Origin of the sequence: Haloferax sp. AB510, from assembly GCF_024136985.1 — an archaeon.
Classification (GTDB): domain Archaea; phylum Halobacteriota; class Halobacteria; order Halobacteriales; family Haloferacaceae; genus Haloferax.
The window spans coordinates 1-17,505 of record NZ_JAMYJY010000081.1; the positions used below are offsets into that span (position 1 = coordinate 1).

Here is a 17,505-nt window from a genome sequence, read left to right on the forward strand (position 1 = left end):
CGGCCGACGGAGCACCTGACCCCGACGAGGTCGAAGTCGCTCGCGGCGCGCCGGAAACCCCCGGCTGGGACGCGGTTCGCGGCGACGACTGACCCGCGGCCGGACGGCGGGCCGGCGAGTGGGCAACGGACAGTTCCCGGTCGGGCGGGCGATACGTTAACATCGTGCGCGGCGTTATCGAACAGCATGAAAGTGCTCGTGACCGGTGCGACCGGATTCGTCGGCCGGCACCTCGTGCCCCTCCTCCTCGACGCCGGCCACGACGTGGTCGTCTTCGTCCGCGACGCGGCGCGCTACGACGGTCCGCCGGACGTGGACGTAGTCGAAGGCGACATCTTCGAACCGGCGACGCTCGCCCCCGCGATGGCGGGCGTCGACGCGGCGTACTACCTCATCCACTCGATGCACTCCGGCGGCGACTTCGAGGCGCGCGACCGACTCGCCGCCCGCAACTTCGTCGACGCCGCCGAGTCCGCCGGAGTCGGACGAATCGTCTACCTCGGCGGTCTCGGCGAGGACCGCGACCAGCTCTCGCCGCACCTGCGGTCGCGCCGCGAGGTCGAACACATCCTCGCCGCGGGGTCGCCCGAACTGACGACCCTCCGGGCGGCCATCATCGTCGGCGCGGGGAGCGCGAGTTTCGAGATGGTCCGGCAACTCGCCAAGCGCCTCCCGGTCATGGTGACGCCGCAGTGGGTCGAGACGCGGTGCCAACCCATCGCCATCGCGGACGTGGTCGCCTACCTCGCCGGCGTCCTCAACCACCCCGAAACGGCGGGCGAGACCTACGAAATCGGCGGCCCGGACGTGCTCACCTATCGGGAGATGCTCCAGCGCGTTGGCGCGCAGTTGGGCCACGCGCCCCGAATCGTCGCCGTGCCCGTGTTGACGCCGCGGCTCTCGTCGTACTGGATCGGGCTCGTCACCGACGTGGACACGGGGGTCGCCCGACCGCTCATCGAGGGGCTGAAAAACCCCGTTATCGTCGGCGACGACCGCATCCGCGACATCGTCGAGGTGGACGAGATGCCGTTCGACGCCGCGGTCGAGCGGGCGCTCCGTGAGGAGCGCGAACTGCGGGAACGAGCCGTCGAGCCGGCGTCGACGACCCCGACGTGAGCGGGACGCGAACCGCCCGCCAGCGTGCCCCGAGCGCCCCGAGTGCGGCGGCGATTGATATACCGCGGGGCCGTAGGAGCGGGATATGAACGACGCCCCGGAGTACGGCGAAACGTGGGTGTACGAGAGCATCGTCGGCGCGCTCCCGGGCGTGAGAATCGGCGAGGCGGGAGCCATCGCCCTCCAAATCGCCGTCTTCGAGGTCGCGGTGCTCTTCTTCGCGTGGGTGTACGACCTGTGGGCCGCGGCGGTCGCGGGCACCGCGGCCATCGTGGTCGCGGCCGCGGGGAGCGTCGTGATGCTCCGCATGGGCGAGTGGACCCGCGCCGCGAGGGTGCCCGCGCCCTATCGTCGCCTGCTGTTCGGGTCGAGCATCGAGGTCGTGCTGGGCGTACTCGCGTTCGTCGCGCTCGTGACGCACCTGTTTGTCTTCGACCCGCAGCAACCGGGGACGCCGCTCATGACGACGCTGTTCGGCCCCGAACCGCCGGTCGTGGTCGTCTACCTGACGCTACTCGTCCTCTGGGACCTCTGTTACCGAATCGGCACGTCGTGGTGGGCGGCCGTCGTCGGCCTCTGGGGGGCGGTCCGCTACCGGTTCGACGGCCCGACCGCCGGGACGGTCAGGCGGGTGAACCTGCTGAACGTCGGCTTCGCGGTCGCGCAGTTGCTGTTGCTCCCGTTCATCGCTGACCAGCCGGTACTCCTCTTCGCGGTCGGCGGGCACGTCGTCGCCGTGACCGTCGTGTCGGTGACGGCGGCGGCGCTAACGAGGACGTGAGGTACGCAGGAACAGGAGAGGGACCGGGTCAGTCGTCGGACTTCATCTGCTTGAACTGTTCGAGCAGCGCGTCGGTCGAGTCGCCGGAGTCGTACTCGACGCTCCCACGGTAGGTCTTCCGGTCGTCGTCGGTCCCGGGTTCGACCTGGCTCGTCATCCGCTCGCGGCGTTCGTGTTCGGCTTCGTCGTATGCCCCCATTGACATGGTTCGACTTACCATGTGGGTGTGTGCCACATATAGCTATCGGAGAGATTCACAATCGTGATACTCAGCCGGGCGGGGGTCAGAAGGGGTAGGGGACCGGTGAAAACGGGCCCCGCGGCAGGAAAGGGTAAAAACAATCGCCGAACTACACCGTGTGTGGCACGCCCGCTTCGCTTTCGTTACGCCCCCGGACGCTGGGACGACTCGCGCATCACCCGCGACATCTTCCAGCCGCTCGACGCCAACCTCGGCGCCGAGATGGGTGCACCGTGGTACGCACCGCCCGAGGGGTACGAGGCCCGTCGGTTCGACATGGACAACGGCGACACCGCCCTCTTCGCGTGGACCGACGACCACGCCTACTGGATAGGCAACACAGAGACGCCGAGTTCGCTGTGGCGGACCGACAAGGAGGGCTTCGACGAGGCTCCCTTCGAGGTCTCCCGGTGGGCCCAGCGCGAACTCATCGCCGAGCTGTTCGACCAGTCGCCGTGGTTGAAGCCCTATCCGCACCTCTCGTGGTTCTTCCTCCCGGTGTTCCTCTCGAAGGACGGCCGCGAGACGACCCGCGAGTTCTTCCACGACCACGCGGCGGGCTTCCCGGACGCGACCCGCGAGGAGGCCCTGGAGTTCTACGAGTCGTTCTTCGCCACGGGCGTCCTCGACGAGTACCGCGAGGTCATGGCCGGAAAGCTCGGCACCTCGGAGTACTTCGACCCGATACGGATGGCCGCGGCGATGGGCGAGTTCGACGTGGCGTATCTCCTCGACGAGGCGGGGTACGACATCACGCCCGAAATCGCCGTGACGACCGGCCACTCCATCGACTTCCGGGCGGAGAACACCCCCGCGGGCGGCGCGCTCATCGAGGTGACGCGGCCGCTCCCGCCGAACCGACGCTCCGTGAGCAACCCCATCGCCGCGATTCGGGACACGGCACAGACCAAGACCAACGGCGAGGGCCAGCTCGCCGAACACGGCGGCGGCGTGACCCTGTTCGTCGACTGCTCGTCGTTCCCCGACGACGACTGGTCCGCCATCATGGGCGAGAAGCCCGACGTGCGGCACCGACCCGCGGTGGTCTTCCGGCTCCGCCCGTCGGGGCACGTCGAAGGCTACTCGAAGGGGTCGGTCCCGGTGGACCTGCCGTGGCTCGCTGACTGACGTTCGTTCTGGTCGGGTTGTGGATCGAGCGCATTGCGGGCGCGCGGTCGAGGACGCCGAATCCGACCCTGAGCCGACGGCTCACGGGTCGCGGTCAGAAGAAAAATCGAGACGCGACGAGAACCGGCCTCAGAACGAGACCATCTCGGGTCCGTTCTCACCGAGCGGGGACGGGTCGCGGTCGCTGTAGTATCGACGACCAATCGCCTCGTGGCCGACGCCGGTGAAGAGGGCGTCCCGCACGTCCTGCGGGCACGTGTACGTCTCGTCGCCGAGACGGGCCAGGATCTGTGCGACAGTCTCCTGACCGTTCTGGAGCTCGATTACTTCGTCGCCGTAGCGTTGGGCGAAGTCGGTCGAGCTAATCGGGTATTCGTGGCGATCGATGGCGTCGCCGAGTCCGTTCAGGCGCATTACACCCACATCTGTGCCGGCATCATTCTTAATGATTTTCCATGTATTTGATTAGTGCCCTTGCAGTCTTTAATCGTCCTTAATGATGGATCGGGCGCAACGTTTGTCTGCCCCTCGCCCCGACCAGTTGCATGGACGACAGCCCGCCGGTCGCGGACCTCCATCTCCACACGACCGCCTCGGACGGCCGGCTCACCGTGGATGCGCTCCCGACCGCCGCCCGCGCAGGCGGGGTGGACGTGGTGGCCGTGACGGACCACGACCGCTACCACCCGGACCTCGACGCACCGGTTGTCGAACGCAACGGCGTGACTATCGTCCGGGGCATCGAACTGCGCGTCGACGCGGGCGACCGCCGGGTCGACCTCCTCGGCTACGGCCTCAGAGAGCGGCCCGCCCTCGTCGAGACGGTCGAACGCCTCCAACGGAACCGCGTGGAGCGCGCCAGCGAAATCGTCGCGGCGGTCGAGGAAGAAACTGGAGTCAGCCTCGACATCGATATCCACGACGGCGTCGGTCGGCCGCACGTCGCCCGCGCTATCGACGCCAGCGACGCTCCCTACGACTACCAAGGGGCGTTCGACGAGCTCATCGGCGCGGACGGCCCCTGCTACGTCGCGCGCGAACTCCCGACGTTCGACGACGGCGTGGCGGCCCTCCGGGACGCCTGCGACGTGGTCGGCCTCGCGCATCCGTTCCGCTACCGCGACCCCGCCGGCGCGCTCGACCTCTGTGCCGACCTCGACGCCGTCGAACGCTACTATCCCTACGGCTTCGCGGTCGACTGCGGTCTCGTGGACGAGGCCATCGAGCGCTACGACCTGCTCGCCACGGGCGGAAGCGACGCCCACGACGAGACGCTCGGGCGCGCCGGACCGCCGGCGGCCGACTTCACCCGATTCGCCGCCGCGGTAGACGGCCTCTAACCGTGTTAGTCCGTGAATAACGCCGAACGTGCCGTGGGGCGTAGAGTTAAATCCTATCGGAACTGAAGGGGGGATATGCAGTGTCACTACTGCGACCGTGAGGCCGCATACGCCGCGGAGAAGGACCACATTAAGGTCGGTCTCTGCGAGCGACACTTCCGCAAGCGGGTCGAGGAACTCGCCGAATCCGAGGAACTCGCCGCCCTGAAGGAAAAACTCGACATTAATCGAACAACGTAGCGGCCGGTTAGCAGGTGTCCCTCCACTAACGCCTTCCTACCCGCGACGCCGAACGCTCCCCGCGACGGAGCGGTCGGTCACGCGAGAACCTGACCGCCGAACACGTACAGCGCCGCGAGCGCGCTCTCGAACGCGACGGTTCCGACTGCCGAGAGGGCGACGAACCGCTTCGCCGACATACCCGAGAGGCCGGCCGGAACGGTGAGCATCCCGCGCGTGAACAGCATCGCGTTACTCAGCGGGACGACGACCGGGCCCCAGCGGTCGAACCAGCCGTCGAACCGGTCGAGGGAGTCCTCGCTGACGCGGAACCACGACCGCGACAGGAGGTACTCGCGGCCGCCCCGCTTGGCGACGAAGAACAGCGCGACCTGACCGACCGTCGCGCCGAGTACGGCGACGCCGAGAATCGGGAGTAACAGTCGTTCGCCGACCAGCGCCAGCGCCCCGGGCACGAGGAGTTCGCTCGGCGCGACGTAGAGGAGCATCGCGCCCTCAAGCACGAACACGAAAAAGAGGGCGACGAGAGCGAGGTCGGAAGCGAGGAGCTCCCGAATGACGTCGGGGAGTTGGGCGGTGAAGGCGCTCATGTCGTGTGCGCGGTTCGAACGACACCGTGTTCATTATGGGTTTGCTAACCTGGCGCGAAGCGACGGGAGCGACGGCATTTTGCCGCCGCCAACCGAACCCCGCGTATGGAGTTCACCGACCGTCCCCGAAGGCTTCGAACCGACGGGATTCGCCCGCTCGTCTCGGAGACGACCCTCGACGCGACCGACCTCGTCGCGCCCGTCTTCGTGGACGCGACGACCGACGAGCGCGTCCCCATCGAGTCCATGCCGGGCCACGAGCGCGTGCCGGTCGACGAGGCCGCCGACCGCGTCGCCGAGGTCCGCGAGGCGGGCGTCGAGGCCGTCATCGTCTTCGGCATCCCCGAGTCGAAAGACCCCGAAGGCACGCGCGCGTACGCGAGAGACGGAGTCGTACAGGAGGCCGTCCGAGCCATCACCGCCGAGACCGACGCCTACGTCATCACCGACGTGTGTCTCTGCGAGTACACCGACCACGGCCACTGCGGAGTGCTGGAGGACCACGCCGAGGACGACCCGACGCTGACGGTGGAAAACGGGCCGACCCTCGACCTGCTCGCGAAGACGGCCGTTTCCCACGCCGAGGCGGGCGCGGACATGGTCGCCCCCTCGGCCTCGATGGACGGGATGGTCGGCGCGATTCGCGCCGCCCTCGACGACGCCGGCCGCGACGAGGTGCCCATCATGTCCTACGCCGCGAAGTACGAGAGCGCCTTCTACGGCCCCTTTCGCGACGCGGCCGACGGCGCGCCGGCCTTCGGCGACCGACGACACTACCAGATGGATCCCGCGAACGCCCGCGAGGCGCTGCGCGAGGTCGCGCTCGACGTGGAACAGGGCGCGGACGTGCTGATGGTCAAACCGGGCCTGCCGTACCTCGACATCGTCCGCGCCATCCGCGAGGGCTACGACCACCCGGTCGCCGCCTACAACGTCTCCGGCGAGTACGCGATGCTCCACGCCGCCGCCGAGAAGGGCTGGCTCGACCTCGACGAGGTCGCCCGCGAGTCGCTCCTGTCGATGAAACGGGCGGGCGCGGACCTCATCATCACGTACTTCGCGGAGCGCGTGGCGCGGCAGCTCGACTGAGGCGTCGACGGCCGAGTCGAACGCCCCGAACCCGCCAGTTCGAACACCGAACCACGTGACACGATACCTCGGTGCGCACGGCCAAAACACACTTGTTAGGCAACATTTTCCTGAACGTTCGTCCACAGAATATCCGAGAATATCAAAATCCTTGGACGATATACAACCTTATATGCGTAATATTCTAGCCTATTTTGTGCAGTTGTGGTATTACGTCCCACTAAATTTGACAAAATCAACCCCACACTTTATGTACTAACTCACCATGAAGCCGAACCGTGATGAAGCACCAGAATCCACACGGATACGGAGCAAAAGTAGCTGAACGGTCACTCGTGGCCGCATGGGGTGGGCAGTCGTGATTCCACTGCAGGTCGACCCGAGCGTTATCGCGCAGGGGGTCAACTACGTCTGGATCCTCGTCGTCTCGTTCCTCATCTTCTTCATGCAGCCGGGCTTCGCGCTCTTAGAGGCAGGGCAGGTACGCGCGAAGAACGTGGGCAACGTACTGATGAAGAACATGACGGACTGGGCGCTCGGCGTGCTCGTCTACTTCCTCGTCGGCGCGGGGGTCGCGACAATCGTCGGCGGCCTCACGTCGCCCGGCGGCTTCGACGTCGCCGCCGCGTTCTCGTACATCGGCGACTCCGGCGCGTGGATTGACTGGCTCTTCGGCGCCGTCTTCGCCATGACCGCCGCCACCATCGTCTCCGGCGCGGTCGCAGAACGCATGGACTTCCGCGCGTACATCGTCTTCGCGGCGACCATCACGGGGTTCATCTACCCCGTCGTGCAGGGCATGACGTGGTCCGGCGGCCTCCTCTCGGGGAGCGGTTACATCGGTGCCGCACTCGGTGTCGGCTACCTCGACTTCGCCGGCGCGACCGTCGTCCACATGTGCGGCGGCATCGCCGGCCTCGTCGGCGCGAAGATGGTCGGCCCGCGTAAGGGCCGCTTCGACGCCAACGGCGACAGCCAACCCATCCCGGGCCACTCGATGCTGCTCGCCGTCCTCGGCACGCTCATCCTCGCGTTCGGCTGGTACGGCTTCAACGTCGGCACGCAGGCGACGGTCCTCGCGACCACCGAAAGCGGCGGTCTGGAGTTCATGGGTGCCGCGCTCGGTCGCGTCGCCCTCGTGACGACCCTCGGCATGGGCGCCGGCGCGGTCGCCGCGATGATCGTCTCGACGAGCTACCAGGGCAAGCCCGACCCCCTCTGGATGGCCAACGGCCTGCTCGCCGGTCTCGTCGCAGTCACCGGCGCCGTCCCCCACGTCACGTGGTGGGGCGGCCTCATCCTCGGCGCGCTCGGCGGCGCAATCGTCCTGCCGGCGTACCGCTGGACCGTCGACTCGCTCAAAATCGACGACGTGTGTGGCGTCTTCGCCGTCCACGGCGTCGCGGGCGCGGTCGGCACGGCACTCATTCCTGTCTTCGCAGTTAGCGGCTTCTCCGGCACGCAACTCGTGATGCAGGTCATCGGCGTGGTCGTCATCGCCGCGTGGACCATCCTCGCCTCGGCGGTCGTCTTCGCCATCGCGGACGCCGTCTTCGGCCTCCGCGTCTCGGAAGAAGAGGAAGTCGAAGGCCTCGACGTCGGCGAACACGGCGTCTCGGTCTACCCCGAATTCGTCGGCGACGCGGGTCCCGACGGCGCGCTCGGCTCGCCCACGGCGACCGACGGCGGCAGCAACGTGCGCACCGACGGCGGCGTCGCGGAAGACGAGACCGTCGAAGCCAACGGAGGTGACAGCCAATGAGCGACGAAGAACAGGGCATCAAGATGGTAATGGCCATCATCCGCCCCGACAAGCTCTCGGATGTGAAGACCGCGCTCGCGGAGGCGGGCGCGCCGTCGCTCACCGTCACCAACGTCTCCGGCCGCGGCTCTCAGCCCGCGAAGAAGAGCCAGTGGCGCGGCGAGGAGTACACCGTCGACCTCCACCAGAAGGTCAAAGTCGAGTGCGTCGTCGCCGACATCCCCGTCGACGACGTAGTCGAAGCCATCGCCGAGTCCGCCCATACGGGTGAGAAAGGTGACGGAAAGGTGTTCGTTCTCCCCGTCGAGAGCGCCGTCCAAGTCCGAACCGGTAAGGAGGGCAACCCGGCAGTCTGAGCGCGCACCGACGACCGAAACCGACTCGAAGTCTCTGTTTGCCACTCCCGCCGCAGCCCGCGTGAGTGCGCACCCGACTGGGGTTCGACGAACGCCCCGAACTATTCCTATTACTAATACTACACTACATTCGTAGGATTGTGTGGCAATATTTGTTTACTGAGTGCTAGCCTTACGCCCTTATACAACACATACATCATCCTATATCGGACATACGTCTCTCAGAACGCGCTTTTGTAGACGTTTGTCAACGCGAACCGTTATATGAACGTCTGTAGATAGCATCTCTCATGGTTCGCGAGACATTCGGTCGCGAATCGAGCACCAATATGAACGACTGTCCAACTTCAGAACTCGAACCGCTCGCCGGAGGCATCGTATGTTGACACCCCTGCAGGCCGACCTCGCCTCGGTCGTCGAGGGCGTGAACCTCGTGTGGGTCCTCACGGTCACGTTCCTCATCTTCTTCATGCACGCCGGCTTCGCCATGCTCGAAGCCGGGCAGGTCCGCGCGAAGAACGTCGCCAACCAACTGACCAAGAACCTGCTGACGTGGAGTATCGGCGTCATCGTGTTCTTCCTGCTCGGCGCGGCTGTGTCGTCCATCGTCGCCGCCTTCACGGGCGGCCCCGCAACGACGATTTCCGGGGCGTTCATGAGCCTCTACGCGCCCGAGGCGTCGGCGACGACGGCGTGGGTCGACTGGCTCTTCGGCGCCGTCTTCGCCATGACCGCCGCCACCATCGTCTCCGGTGCCGTGGCGGGCCGCGCCCGACTCCGCGCGTACCTCACGTACACCATCCTCATCGCGGGCGTCATCTACCCCGTCGTCGTCGGCTTCACCTGGGGCGGCGGCTTCCTCGACGCCCTCGGCTTCCACGACTTCGCCGGCGGCATGATCGTCCACGGCATGGGCGGCATCGCCGGCCTCACCGCGGCGTGGATTATCGGCCCGCGCATGAACCGCTTCAAGCCCGACGGCACGGCGAACGTCATCCCCGGTCACTCCATCACGTTCGCCGTCCTCGGCACGCTCATCCTCGCGTTCGGCTGGTACGGCTTCAACGTCGGCACCGCCGCCGCACCCCTCGCGTACGCCGACGGCGCGGTCACGCTCGGCTCGTTCGCCTTCGTGGGGCGCGTCGCCCTCGTGACGACCCTCGGCATGGCCGCCGGCGCAATCGGCGCTGGCGGGGTCGCCATGTACAAGACCGGTAAGGTCGACACGCTCTACGTCGCAAACGGCCTCCTCGCCGGACTCGTCGGCGTCACCGCCATCGCGGACGACATCGTCTGGCCGGGCGCGCTTGTCGTCGGCCTCCTCGCCGGCGCGCAGCTCCCGGTCGTCTTCGAGTTCGTCGAAAAACGCCTCCACATCGACGACGTGTGCGCGGTCTTCCCCGTTCACGGTTCCGCGGGCATCCTCGGCGCGCTCCTCTACCCCGTGTTCGCCGTCCCGCTGTGGCACGACGGCGCGTCCTTCGTCTCGCTCGCCGTCCCGCAGGTCATCGGCGTCGGCGTCATCGCCATCTGGACGTTCGCCGCGACCGCGGTCGTCTTCGGCGGCTTCCGGGCCATCGGACAGGTCCGCGTCTCCTCGGACCACGAGCGCGAGGGCCTCGACACCGCCGAACACGGCGTCGACACCTACCCCGAGTTCGGGTCGCCCGACGCCGACACCGGCATCCGCACCGACGGCTCCGGCGTCCCGAGCGGGGATGGATTCATGACGACGGGCCGGGAGGACTAACTCATGAGTGATTCCGACCTTCCGAACGACGGCGAAATCAAGCTTGTGATGGCCGTCATCCGCCCCGACAAGCTCTCCGATGTGAAGACCGCGCTCGCCGAAATCGGCGCGCCGTCGCTCACCGTCACCAACGTCTCCGGCCGCGGCTCTCAGCCCGCGAAGAAGAGCCAGTGGCGCGGCGAGGAGTACACCGTCGACCTCCACCAGAAGGTCAAAGTCGAGTGCGTCGTCGCCGACATCCCGGCCGGCGACGTGGTCGACGCCATCGTCGACGCCGCCCACACGGGCGAGAAAGGCGACGGAAAGGTGTTCACGTTCCCCGTCGAGAGCGCCGTCCAAGTCCGCACCGGCAAGACCGGACGCGACGCGGTCTGAGCCGCTCATTCTCTGTCGGCGGTTCTCGTACCGTCTCCGCGTCCGTCGCTCCGGCCGGCGACGAGGTTATATCGGTTCGGTCGAACGTACCGGTGGCCCCTCGCGGGGCGAGAACCGAACCCACGCGAAACCGTTTTTCCGCTCCGCACCGAGCGTCGTGACGATGAGCGGTGGCTCCACGTGGTGACTGTCGCGGTCCTCGGCGGACTCGCCGTCGCGCTGTTCGGAATGGCAGTCGCCGGACTCCTCGCTGACCGGTACCTCTCCGAACCCGACGACCTCCGCGCCGACCTCCTCGTCAGCGACGCGAACAAGTGGGCCGTCTTCGCCCTGCTGTGTGGCTACGTCCTCGTCGTCGAGGGGCGACCGCTGTCTTCGATGACTGGTCGCTCGCTGGACCCCCTCGCGTTCGTCGCGGTGGTCGGCGGCGGCGTCTTCGTCCTGTTCGCCGCGAACGCGGTGACGACCCCTGTCTTCGACCGACTCGGCGTGGGGGGCCTCGACGAGGGGATGACCGGGCTGGCCTCGCTGTCGGTCAGACACCGGCTCTTCGTGGCCGGGACCGCCGGCGTCACTGAGCAGGTGCTGTTCCACGGCTACGCCGTCGAGCGACTCCTCGAACTCACCGGCAGTCCGCTTCTCGCGGGCGGCGTCTCGTTCGCCGCGTTCACCGCGAGCCACGCCGTCGGCTGGGAGCGCGGCGCGGTCGCCAGAATCGCCGTCCCCGCGCTCCTGACGACGGTCATGTACCTTCTCGTGCGCGACGTGGTTGCGCTCGCCTGCATCCACGCGCTCAACGACGCGGTCGGGCTGCTCGTGGCCGGGTCGGTCGAGGAGGCCGGCGACGCCGACGGCGCTGAGGCCGCTGCCGACGGGACGGCGCGGTAGGTCCGCCGCAGCCCCGACGCCCGACAGTTCACGCTGGCCGTGTCGTCTACTGGTTCGCCGGTGGCAGGTGCGGCCGACCCAGTAAGGTCTTTCCCGCGAGCGGTCGAACCGGCGCGCATGAACCACGACGAGTCAAGGGCGCTGTACGACCGCGCGCTGTCCGTGCTCGCCGGCGGCGTGAACTCCTCCGTCCGGGCGACGCAACCGTACCCGTTCTTCGTCGAGCGCGGCGACGGCGCGCACGTCATCGACGCCGACGGGAACCGCTACGTCGACTACGTGCTGGGCTACGGGCCGCTGCTCTACGGCCACGACGCCCCCGAACCCGTCCAGTCGGCGGTCCAGAAGCACGCCGCGGCCGGGCCGATGTACGGCGCGCCGACCGAAATCGAGGTCGAACACGCCGAGTTCGTCGCGCGACACGTTCCCTCCGTCGAGATGCTTCGGTTCGTCAACTCCGGCACGGAGGCGACCGTCTCGGCGGTCCGCCTCGCCCGCGGCGTCACCGGCCGCGACAAAATCGTCGTCATGCAGGGTGGCTACCACGGCGCACAGGAGTCCACGCTCGTCGAGGGCGGCCCCGGCGGCGCGAAGCCCTCGACGCCCGGCATCCCCTCGTCGTTCGCCGACCACACTATTCCCGTCCCGTTCAACGACGAGGAGACCGTCCGCGAGGTGTTCGAGGAACACGGCGAGGACATCGCGGCGGTGCTGACCGAGCCGATTCTGGCGAACACGGGCATCATCCACCCGGTCGACGGCTATCTCGAAGCCCTCCGCGACGTGACCGAGGAACACGGCGCGCTCCTCATCTTCGACGAGGTCATCACCGGCTTCCGCGTCGGCGGCCTCCAGTGCGCCCAGGGCAAGTTCGGCGTCACGCCCGACCTCACGACGTTCGGGAAGATTATCGGCGGTGGCTTCCCCGTCGGCGCGGTCGGCGGCAAGGCCGAACTCGTCGAGCAGTTCACTCCCGGCGGCGACGTGTTCCAGTCGGGGACCTTCTCGGGCCACCCGGTCACGATGGCCGCGGGCCACGAGTACCTGAAGTACGCCGCCGAAAACGACGTGTACGGACACGTCGACCGCCTCGGCGAAAAGCTTCGGTCGGGCATCACGGACATCCTCGAAGACCAGGCACCCGAGTACACCGTCGTCGGCACGGACTCGATGTTCAAGACGGTGTTCACGCGCCACGGGACGGCCGAGCGCGCCGACGCCTGTGCCGACGGCTGCGCGCAGGTTGAGTCGTGTCCCAACTACGACGCCTGCCCGAAGACCGGCGCGGACGTATCGAAGGCGGAGACTGACCGCTGGGAGCGCGTCTTCTGGCAGGAGATGAAAGACCAGGGCGTGTTCCTCACGGCGAACCAGTTCGAATCGCAGTTCGTCTCCTACGCCCACACCGACGAGGACATCGAGGAGACGCTGGAAGCGTACAAGCAAGCGCTGTAGGCGCGTCCCGGCCTGCGACCCGTGAAGAACTTTTTTACGACGCTATCGCCCGGGAGAGCCCAAGGTACGCCGGGAGTCCGAGGACGGCGGCCAGTCCGACGGTGAGGAAAAGCGGGACGGCCCCCGTCGGGTCCGGCGCGAAGATGAATCCGAGCGGGAGCGCGACGACGAACGCGACGCCGAAGGTGAGCGCGAGACGGAGGGACCTGTTCACGTCGGAGGCGTCGCCGCGAAGGCGGATAACTGTTCGGCACTTCGACACGAACGCGGTTCGGCCGTGCGAGCGACGGTCGCTCGCGCGACTGCGACCCGGCGCGAACGCGACTCACTCGGCCCGCAGTCGCGCTTCGGCCGCCCGCCACAGCGGCGGGTAGGTCAGGGCGACGCCGGCACCGAGACAGACCGCCCACGAGACGAGGATACCGACTGGATTTCCTTGGAGTTCGAGGAGGACTAACAGCGGAATCCAGACGGCGGTCACGACGAGGCCGATACCCCAGACGCGGGCGACGAGACGGAGGCGAAGGGGGCGCGCGAGGAGGAGCGCGAGCGCGATGAACGCGGCCGCGACGAGGCCGGCGAACCACGGCGGTTCGACGCCGACCGAGGAGAGAAACAGGTCGAGAGGCGCGACGACCGAGGTCAGGCCGAACAGGAGGAGCGCGACGACGACGAAGTCGCCGACCTGCCGGACGGCCGAATCGAGGGCGGGCATCGTCCGGGTCGTCGCGCGGGGACTGTATCGGTCTTCCGTTCGGGTTCGACCCGACGCGCGGGAGCGAACTGGAGGGCTTTTCAACGCGGGGACCGGACTGACGCGTATGACTACAACACTTCGCTTGGCGACGCGAGGGTCGGCGCTCGCTCGCGCACAGGCCGCGAGCGTGCAGGGGGCGCTCGCGGGCCGCCGACTCGACGTCGAACTCGTCGAAGTCGAGACCACGGGCGACCGGATTCAGGACGAACTCATCCACCGACTGGGCAAGACCGGCGCGTTCGTCCGCGCGCTCGACGAGCGCGTTCTCGACGGCGACGTCGACGCCGCGGTCCACTCGATGAAGGACATGCCGACCGAGAAGCCCGCCGACCTCGTCGTCGCAGGCGTTCCCGAGCGCGCGCCCGCCGGCGACGTGCTCGTGACGGCCGAGGGCCACGACATCGACGACCTGCCCGAGGGAGCCGTCGTCGGTACGTCATCGCTCCGCCGGCAGGCCCAACTGCTGAACTACCGCGAGGACCTCGAAGTGGAGCCCCTCCGGGGCAACGTCGACACCCGCATCGAGAAACTGCTGGCGACGCACCTCCAGCGCGAACACGAGGCCCGCGTCGAAAACGACAAAGAGCGGCAAGAAAAGAAGGGCAAGACCGACCACGAAGAGGCGTTCGACGAGACCGCAGACGAGTGGTTCGAAGGCCTCACGGAACTCGAACGGCAGGCGCTCGGCCGGAAGGTCGAAACCGAGTACGACGCCATCGTCCTCGCCGAGGCTGGACTCAAGCGCAGCGGGCTCTCGGAGAAGGTGAACTACGAGCGCCTGCCGCGGACGACGTTCGTCCCCGCACCCGGACAGGGAGCCATCGCCGTGACCGCCGCGGACTCGGAGGTCATCGACCTCATCCACGACAAGCTCGACCACCCGCGGACCCGCGTCGAGACGACCGTCGAGCGGACCATCCTCGCCGAACTCGGCGGCGGCTGTATCGCCCCGGTCGGCGTCCACGCCCTCCTGCAGGGCGAACACGTCCACGTCGACGTGCAGGTGCTGGCGACCGACGGCTCGGAGGCCATCAAGACCTCTCGTGACCTCCCGGTCGGCAACCACGCCCACGCCGCCCGCGAGTTCGCGGCGGCCCTGCGCGACCGCGGTGCGGGTCAGTTAGTCGAGGCCGCCCGCGAGGAGGCCGAGGAGTGAGATGACGGCCGACGACGCGGAATTCGGAACGGCGGACGAGCGGTCGACCGGCGCGCAGTCGACCGGCGACGCGACCGACGGTGACGGCGTCGGCACGGTCCACCTTGTCGGCAGCGGCCCGGGCGACCCGGAACTGCTGACGATGAAGGCCGCCCGCCTCATCGACGAGTCCGACGTGGTGCTCCACGACAAGCTCCCCGGCCCGGAGATTCTCGGGATGATTCCGGCCGAGAAGCGCGAGGACGTGGGCAAGCGCGCCGGCGGCGAGTGGACGCCGCAGGAGTACACGAACAACCGACTCGTCGAACTCGCCCGCGAGGGCAACGACGTGGTTCGCCTGAAGGGCGGCGACCCGTTCGTCTTCGGCCGCGGCGGCGAGGAGATGGAGCATCTCGCCGACAACGGGATTCCCTTCGAGGTCGTGCCGGGCATCACCTCGGCGGTCGCCGGGGCCGGCGCGGCGGGCATCCCCGTCACCCACCGCGACCACGTCTCGTCGGTGTCGTTCGTCACCGGCCACGAGGACCCGACGAAAGACGAGTCCGCGGTCGACTGGGACGCGCTCGCCGCGACCGGCGGGACGCTCGTCGTCCTCATGGGCGTCGGCAAACTCCCGCTGTACACCGCCGAACTCCGCGAGGCGGGGATGGACGGCGAGACGCCCGTCGCCCTCATCGAGCGGGCGACGTGGCCCGACATGCGCGTCGCCACCGGCACCCTCGACACCATCGTCGACGTGCGCGACGAGGCCGACATCGAGCCGCCCGCAATCACCGTCATCGGCGAGGTCGCGGCGACCCGCGACCGCGTGAAGCAGTTCCTGCAGGGCGGCGGCGCGGACGCCATCGCTGAAGCCGACCCGACCGCGGGAGATGCCGGAGGAGACGAATGAGCCAGCAGGTCCGCGCGGCCGTCTTCCGCCCCGACGACGACCGCATCGAGCGCGCCGTCGAACTCCTCGACTCGCTCGGCGCGACCCCGGTCCCCGACCCGATGCTCGAAATCGAACCGACCGGCGCGACGCCCGAACCCGGCGCGTTCGTCGTCCTGACGAGCAAGACCGGCGTCGAACTCCTCGACGAGGCCGGCTGGAATCCCGGCGACGCGGTGCTGTGCTGTATCGGCCCCGCGACCGCCGACGCCGCTCGCGAAGTGGGTTGGACGGTCGACCGCGTCCCCGACGAGTACACCTCGGCTGGACTGGTCGAACACCTCGCGCCCGACGTGGACGGCGCGACGGTCGAAGTCGCCCGGAGCGACCACGGCAGCCCAGTCCTCACGGATGGCCTGCGCGACGCGGGCGCGGACGTTCACGAGACGGTGCTCTACCGACTCGTCCGCCCCGAGGGAGCCGGGAAGTCGGCCGAGCTGGCCGCGGCCGGTGACCTCGAAGCCGCCCTGTTCACCTCGTCGCTCACGGTCGAACACTTCCTCGACGCCGCCGCGGAGCGCGGTGTTCGCGAGGAGGCAATCGCCGGCCTGAACGACGCCGTCGTCGGCGCAATCGGGCCGCCGACCCGCGACACCGCGGCGTCCCACGGCATCGACGTGACGGTCGTCCCCGACGAGGCGACGTTCGAAGCGCTCGCGGTCGCCGCGGTCGAGACCGCCGCACCGACGTATCACGAGTGACGTGACGGGAGCCGAGGCGGAAGCCGAGACGAGAGACGGCTCGTGGCGCGCCGTCGGCTCGGTCGCCGGCTGGCAGACCGCCGCGAGCCTCTGTTACTACGCCATCTTCGCGGCGACCGGCTTCGTCCGCGACGCGTTTTCGGTCTCCGAGTCGTTGGTCGGACTGTTCCTGACCGCCGGACTGCTCGGCTACACGGTGTTTCTCTTTCCGAGCGGCGCGGCCGTCGACGGCTACGGCGAAAAGCCCGTCATGGTCGTCGGCCTGCTGGCGCTCTCGGTCGCGCTCGTCGGCGTCACGTTCGCACCGCCGTCGTACCTCCTGTTGTTGGTGACGGTGGCGCTCCTCGGGGCGGCCTACTCGACCGCGATGCCGGCGTCGAACCGCGGCATCGTCGCGGCCGCGCCGCCGGGAGCAAGAACCTCGCGATGGGACTGAAGCAGGTCGGCGTCACCGTCGGGAGCGGAGCATCGTCGCTCGTCGTCACCGGCGTCGCCGTCGTCGCCGCGTGGCAGGTCGGCTTTTGGGCCATCGGCGTCTTCGCCGCCGGCTACGCGCTCGTCTTCGCGACGCGCTACCGCGGAAATCCGGGGACTGGCCGGCTCGAACGCCCCCGACTCGCCGGGCTCGGCGACAACCGCGCCTACGTCGCGCTCGTCGCCGCCGGGCTGTTCATCGGCGCGTCCATCTTCTCGATGCTCGGCTACACGGTCCTCTACGTGCAGGACGTTGTCGGGACCGGCCCCGCCCTCGCCGGCGGCGTACTCGCCGCGACGCAGGTGACAGGAAGCGTTGGCCGCATCGGCGCGGGGAGCCTCGCGGACCGCCTCGGCGGGCCCGCGGCGCGG

20 protein-coding genes and 1 pseudogene are annotated in these 17,505 nt (G+C 68.3%); 16 read left to right on the top strand and 5 right to left on the bottom strand.

Annotation, left to right across the window (positions count from 1 at the left end; translation table 11 throughout):
- Positions 1-186 precede the first annotated feature (186 nt).
- Complete coding sequence (locus NKF06_RS14665; RefSeq protein ID WP_253245816.1) at positions 187-1,119, top strand: NAD(P)H-binding protein; 933 nt, start codon at positions 187-189, stop codon at positions 1,117-1,119.
- 85 nt (positions 1,120-1,204) lie between these two features.
- The gene (locus NKF06_RS14670) at positions 1,205-1,900 is read left to right on the top strand and encodes a hypothetical protein (RefSeq protein WP_058827937.1); all 696 of its coding nucleotides are present in this window, start codon (positions 1,205-1,207) and stop codon (positions 1,898-1,900) included.
- Between the two features lie 28 nt (positions 1,901-1,928).
- On the opposite strand, the gene NKF06_RS14675 is transcribed toward NKF06_RS14670, so the two are convergent.
- On the bottom strand, positions 1,929-2,105 hold the full coding sequence (locus tag NKF06_RS14675; protein WP_172795808.1) for a DUF5786 family protein: 177 nt from the start codon (positions 2,103-2,105) through the stop codon (positions 1,929-1,931).
- Between the two features lie 156 nt (positions 2,106-2,261).
- On the opposite strand from NKF06_RS14675, the gene NKF06_RS14680 reads away from it, so the two are divergent.
- Positions 2,262-3,269, top strand: a complete 1,008-nt coding sequence (locus NKF06_RS14680; protein ID WP_253245817.1) for a DUF5784 family protein — start codon at positions 2,262-2,264, stop codon at positions 3,267-3,269.
- Between the two features lie 129 nt (positions 3,270-3,398).
- Here the strand turns inward: NKF06_RS14680 and NKF06_RS14685 are convergent, their stop codons facing one another.
- Positions 3,399-3,683 carry a hypothetical protein gene (locus tag NKF06_RS14685; RefSeq protein WP_058827939.1) on the bottom strand — a complete coding sequence of 95 codons (285 nt, stop codon included), beginning with the start codon at positions 3,681-3,683 and terminating at the stop codon, positions 3,399-3,401.
- Between the two features lie 131 nt (positions 3,684-3,814).
- Here NKF06_RS14685 and NKF06_RS14690 point away from each other — a divergent pair, with 131 nt between their 5' ends.
- Both NKF06_RS14690 and NKF06_RS14695 read left to right on the top strand, forming a co-directional pair.
- A complete protein-coding gene (locus NKF06_RS14690) occupies positions 3,815-4,609 on the top strand; it encodes a PHP domain-containing protein (RefSeq protein ID WP_253245818.1) in 795 nt (264 codons plus the stop codon).
- A gap of 75 nt (positions 4,610-4,684) precedes the next feature.
- Positions 4,685-4,849 carry a DUF6757 family protein gene (locus NKF06_RS14695; protein ID WP_172795809.1) on the top strand — a complete coding sequence of 55 codons (165 nt, stop codon included), beginning with the start codon at positions 4,685-4,687 and terminating at the stop codon, positions 4,847-4,849.
- 77 nt (positions 4,850-4,926) lie between these two features.
- Here NKF06_RS14695 and NKF06_RS14700 read toward each other — a convergent pair whose 3' ends face one another.
- Positions 4,927-5,439: a VTT domain-containing protein gene (locus NKF06_RS14700; RefSeq protein ID WP_058827941.1), complete on the bottom strand. Its 513-nt coding sequence runs from the start codon at positions 5,437-5,439 to the stop codon at positions 4,927-4,929.
- Between the two features lie 105 nt (positions 5,440-5,544).
- Here NKF06_RS14700 and hemB point away from each other — a divergent pair, with 105 nt between their 5' ends.
- The 7 genes from hemB to NKF06_RS14735 all read left to right on the top strand — a co-directional run bounded on the left by hemB (position 5,545) and on the right by NKF06_RS14735 (position 13,114).
- A complete protein-coding gene (gene hemB / locus NKF06_RS14705; protein ID WP_253245819.1) occupies positions 5,545-6,528 on the top strand; it encodes a porphobilinogen synthase in 984 nt (327 codons plus the stop codon).
- Between the two features lie 343 nt (positions 6,529-6,871).
- The gene (locus NKF06_RS14710) at positions 6,872-8,290 is read left to right on the top strand and encodes an ammonium transporter (RefSeq protein WP_253245820.1); all 1,419 of its coding nucleotides are present in this window, start codon (positions 6,872-6,874) and stop codon (positions 8,288-8,290) included.
- The gene (locus NKF06_RS14715) at positions 8,287-8,646 is read left to right on the top strand and encodes a P-II family nitrogen regulator (RefSeq protein ID WP_253245821.1); all 360 of its coding nucleotides are present in this window, start codon (positions 8,287-8,289) and stop codon (positions 8,644-8,646) included. The genes NKF06_RS14710 and NKF06_RS14715 overlap by 4 nt, the downstream gene beginning before the upstream one ends.
- A 379-nt stretch (positions 8,647-9,025) precedes the next feature.
- Positions 9,026-10,396: an ammonium transporter gene (locus NKF06_RS14720; protein WP_253245822.1), complete on the top strand. Its 1,371-nt coding sequence runs from the start codon at positions 9,026-9,028 to the stop codon at positions 10,394-10,396.
- A gap of 3 nt (positions 10,397-10,399) precedes the next feature.
- Positions 10,400-10,771 (top strand): P-II family nitrogen regulator, encoded by a 372-nt coding sequence (locus NKF06_RS14725; protein WP_253245823.1) that lies wholly within the window; start codon positions 10,400-10,402, stop codon positions 10,769-10,771.
- 180 nt (positions 10,772-10,951) lie between these two features.
- Complete coding sequence (locus NKF06_RS14730; RefSeq protein ID WP_253245824.1) at positions 10,952-11,659, top strand: CPBP family glutamic-type intramembrane protease; 708 nt, start codon at positions 10,952-10,954, stop codon at positions 11,657-11,659.
- A gap of 117 nt (positions 11,660-11,776) precedes the next feature.
- Entirely contained in the window at positions 11,777-13,114 is a 1,338-nt protein-coding gene (locus NKF06_RS14735; RefSeq protein ID WP_253245825.1) for a glutamate-1-semialdehyde 2,1-aminomutase, read from the top strand.
- Between the two features lie 34 nt (positions 13,115-13,148).
- On the opposite strand, the gene NKF06_RS14740 is transcribed toward NKF06_RS14735, so the two are convergent.
- Positions 13,149-13,376 (bottom strand): hypothetical protein, encoded by a 228-nt coding sequence (locus NKF06_RS14740; RefSeq protein WP_058827947.1) that lies wholly within the window; start codon positions 13,374-13,376, stop codon positions 13,149-13,151.
- 63 nt (positions 13,377-13,439) lie between these two features.
- On the bottom strand, positions 13,440-13,829 hold the full coding sequence (locus NKF06_RS14745; RefSeq protein WP_058827948.1) for a hypothetical protein: 390 nt from the start codon (positions 13,827-13,829) through the stop codon (positions 13,440-13,442).
- 124 nt (positions 13,830-13,953) lie between these two features.
- Between NKF06_RS14745 and hemC the strand changes: the two genes are divergently transcribed.
- The 4 genes and pseudogenes from hemC to NKF06_RS14765 all read left to right on the top strand — a co-directional run.
- A complete protein-coding gene (hemC, locus tag NKF06_RS14750; protein WP_172795810.1) occupies positions 13,954-15,027 on the top strand; it encodes a hydroxymethylbilane synthase in 1,074 nt (357 codons plus the stop codon).
- 1 nt (position 15,028) lies between these two features.
- Positions 15,029-15,919, top strand: coding sequence for a uroporphyrinogen-III C-methyltransferase (gene cobA, locus NKF06_RS14755; protein ID WP_058827950.1), 891 nt, complete (start codon positions 15,029-15,031; stop codon positions 15,917-15,919).
- Positions 15,916-16,659, top strand: a complete 744-nt coding sequence (locus NKF06_RS14760) for a uroporphyrinogen-III synthase (RefSeq protein WP_253245827.1) — start codon at positions 15,916-15,918, stop codon at positions 16,657-16,659. Before cobA ends, NKF06_RS14760 begins: the two co-directional genes overlap by 4 nt.
- A gap of 1 nt (position 16,660) precedes the next feature.
- A pseudogene (locus tag NKF06_RS14765) lies at positions 16,661-17,505 on the top strand (MFS transporter); the annotation flags it as partial.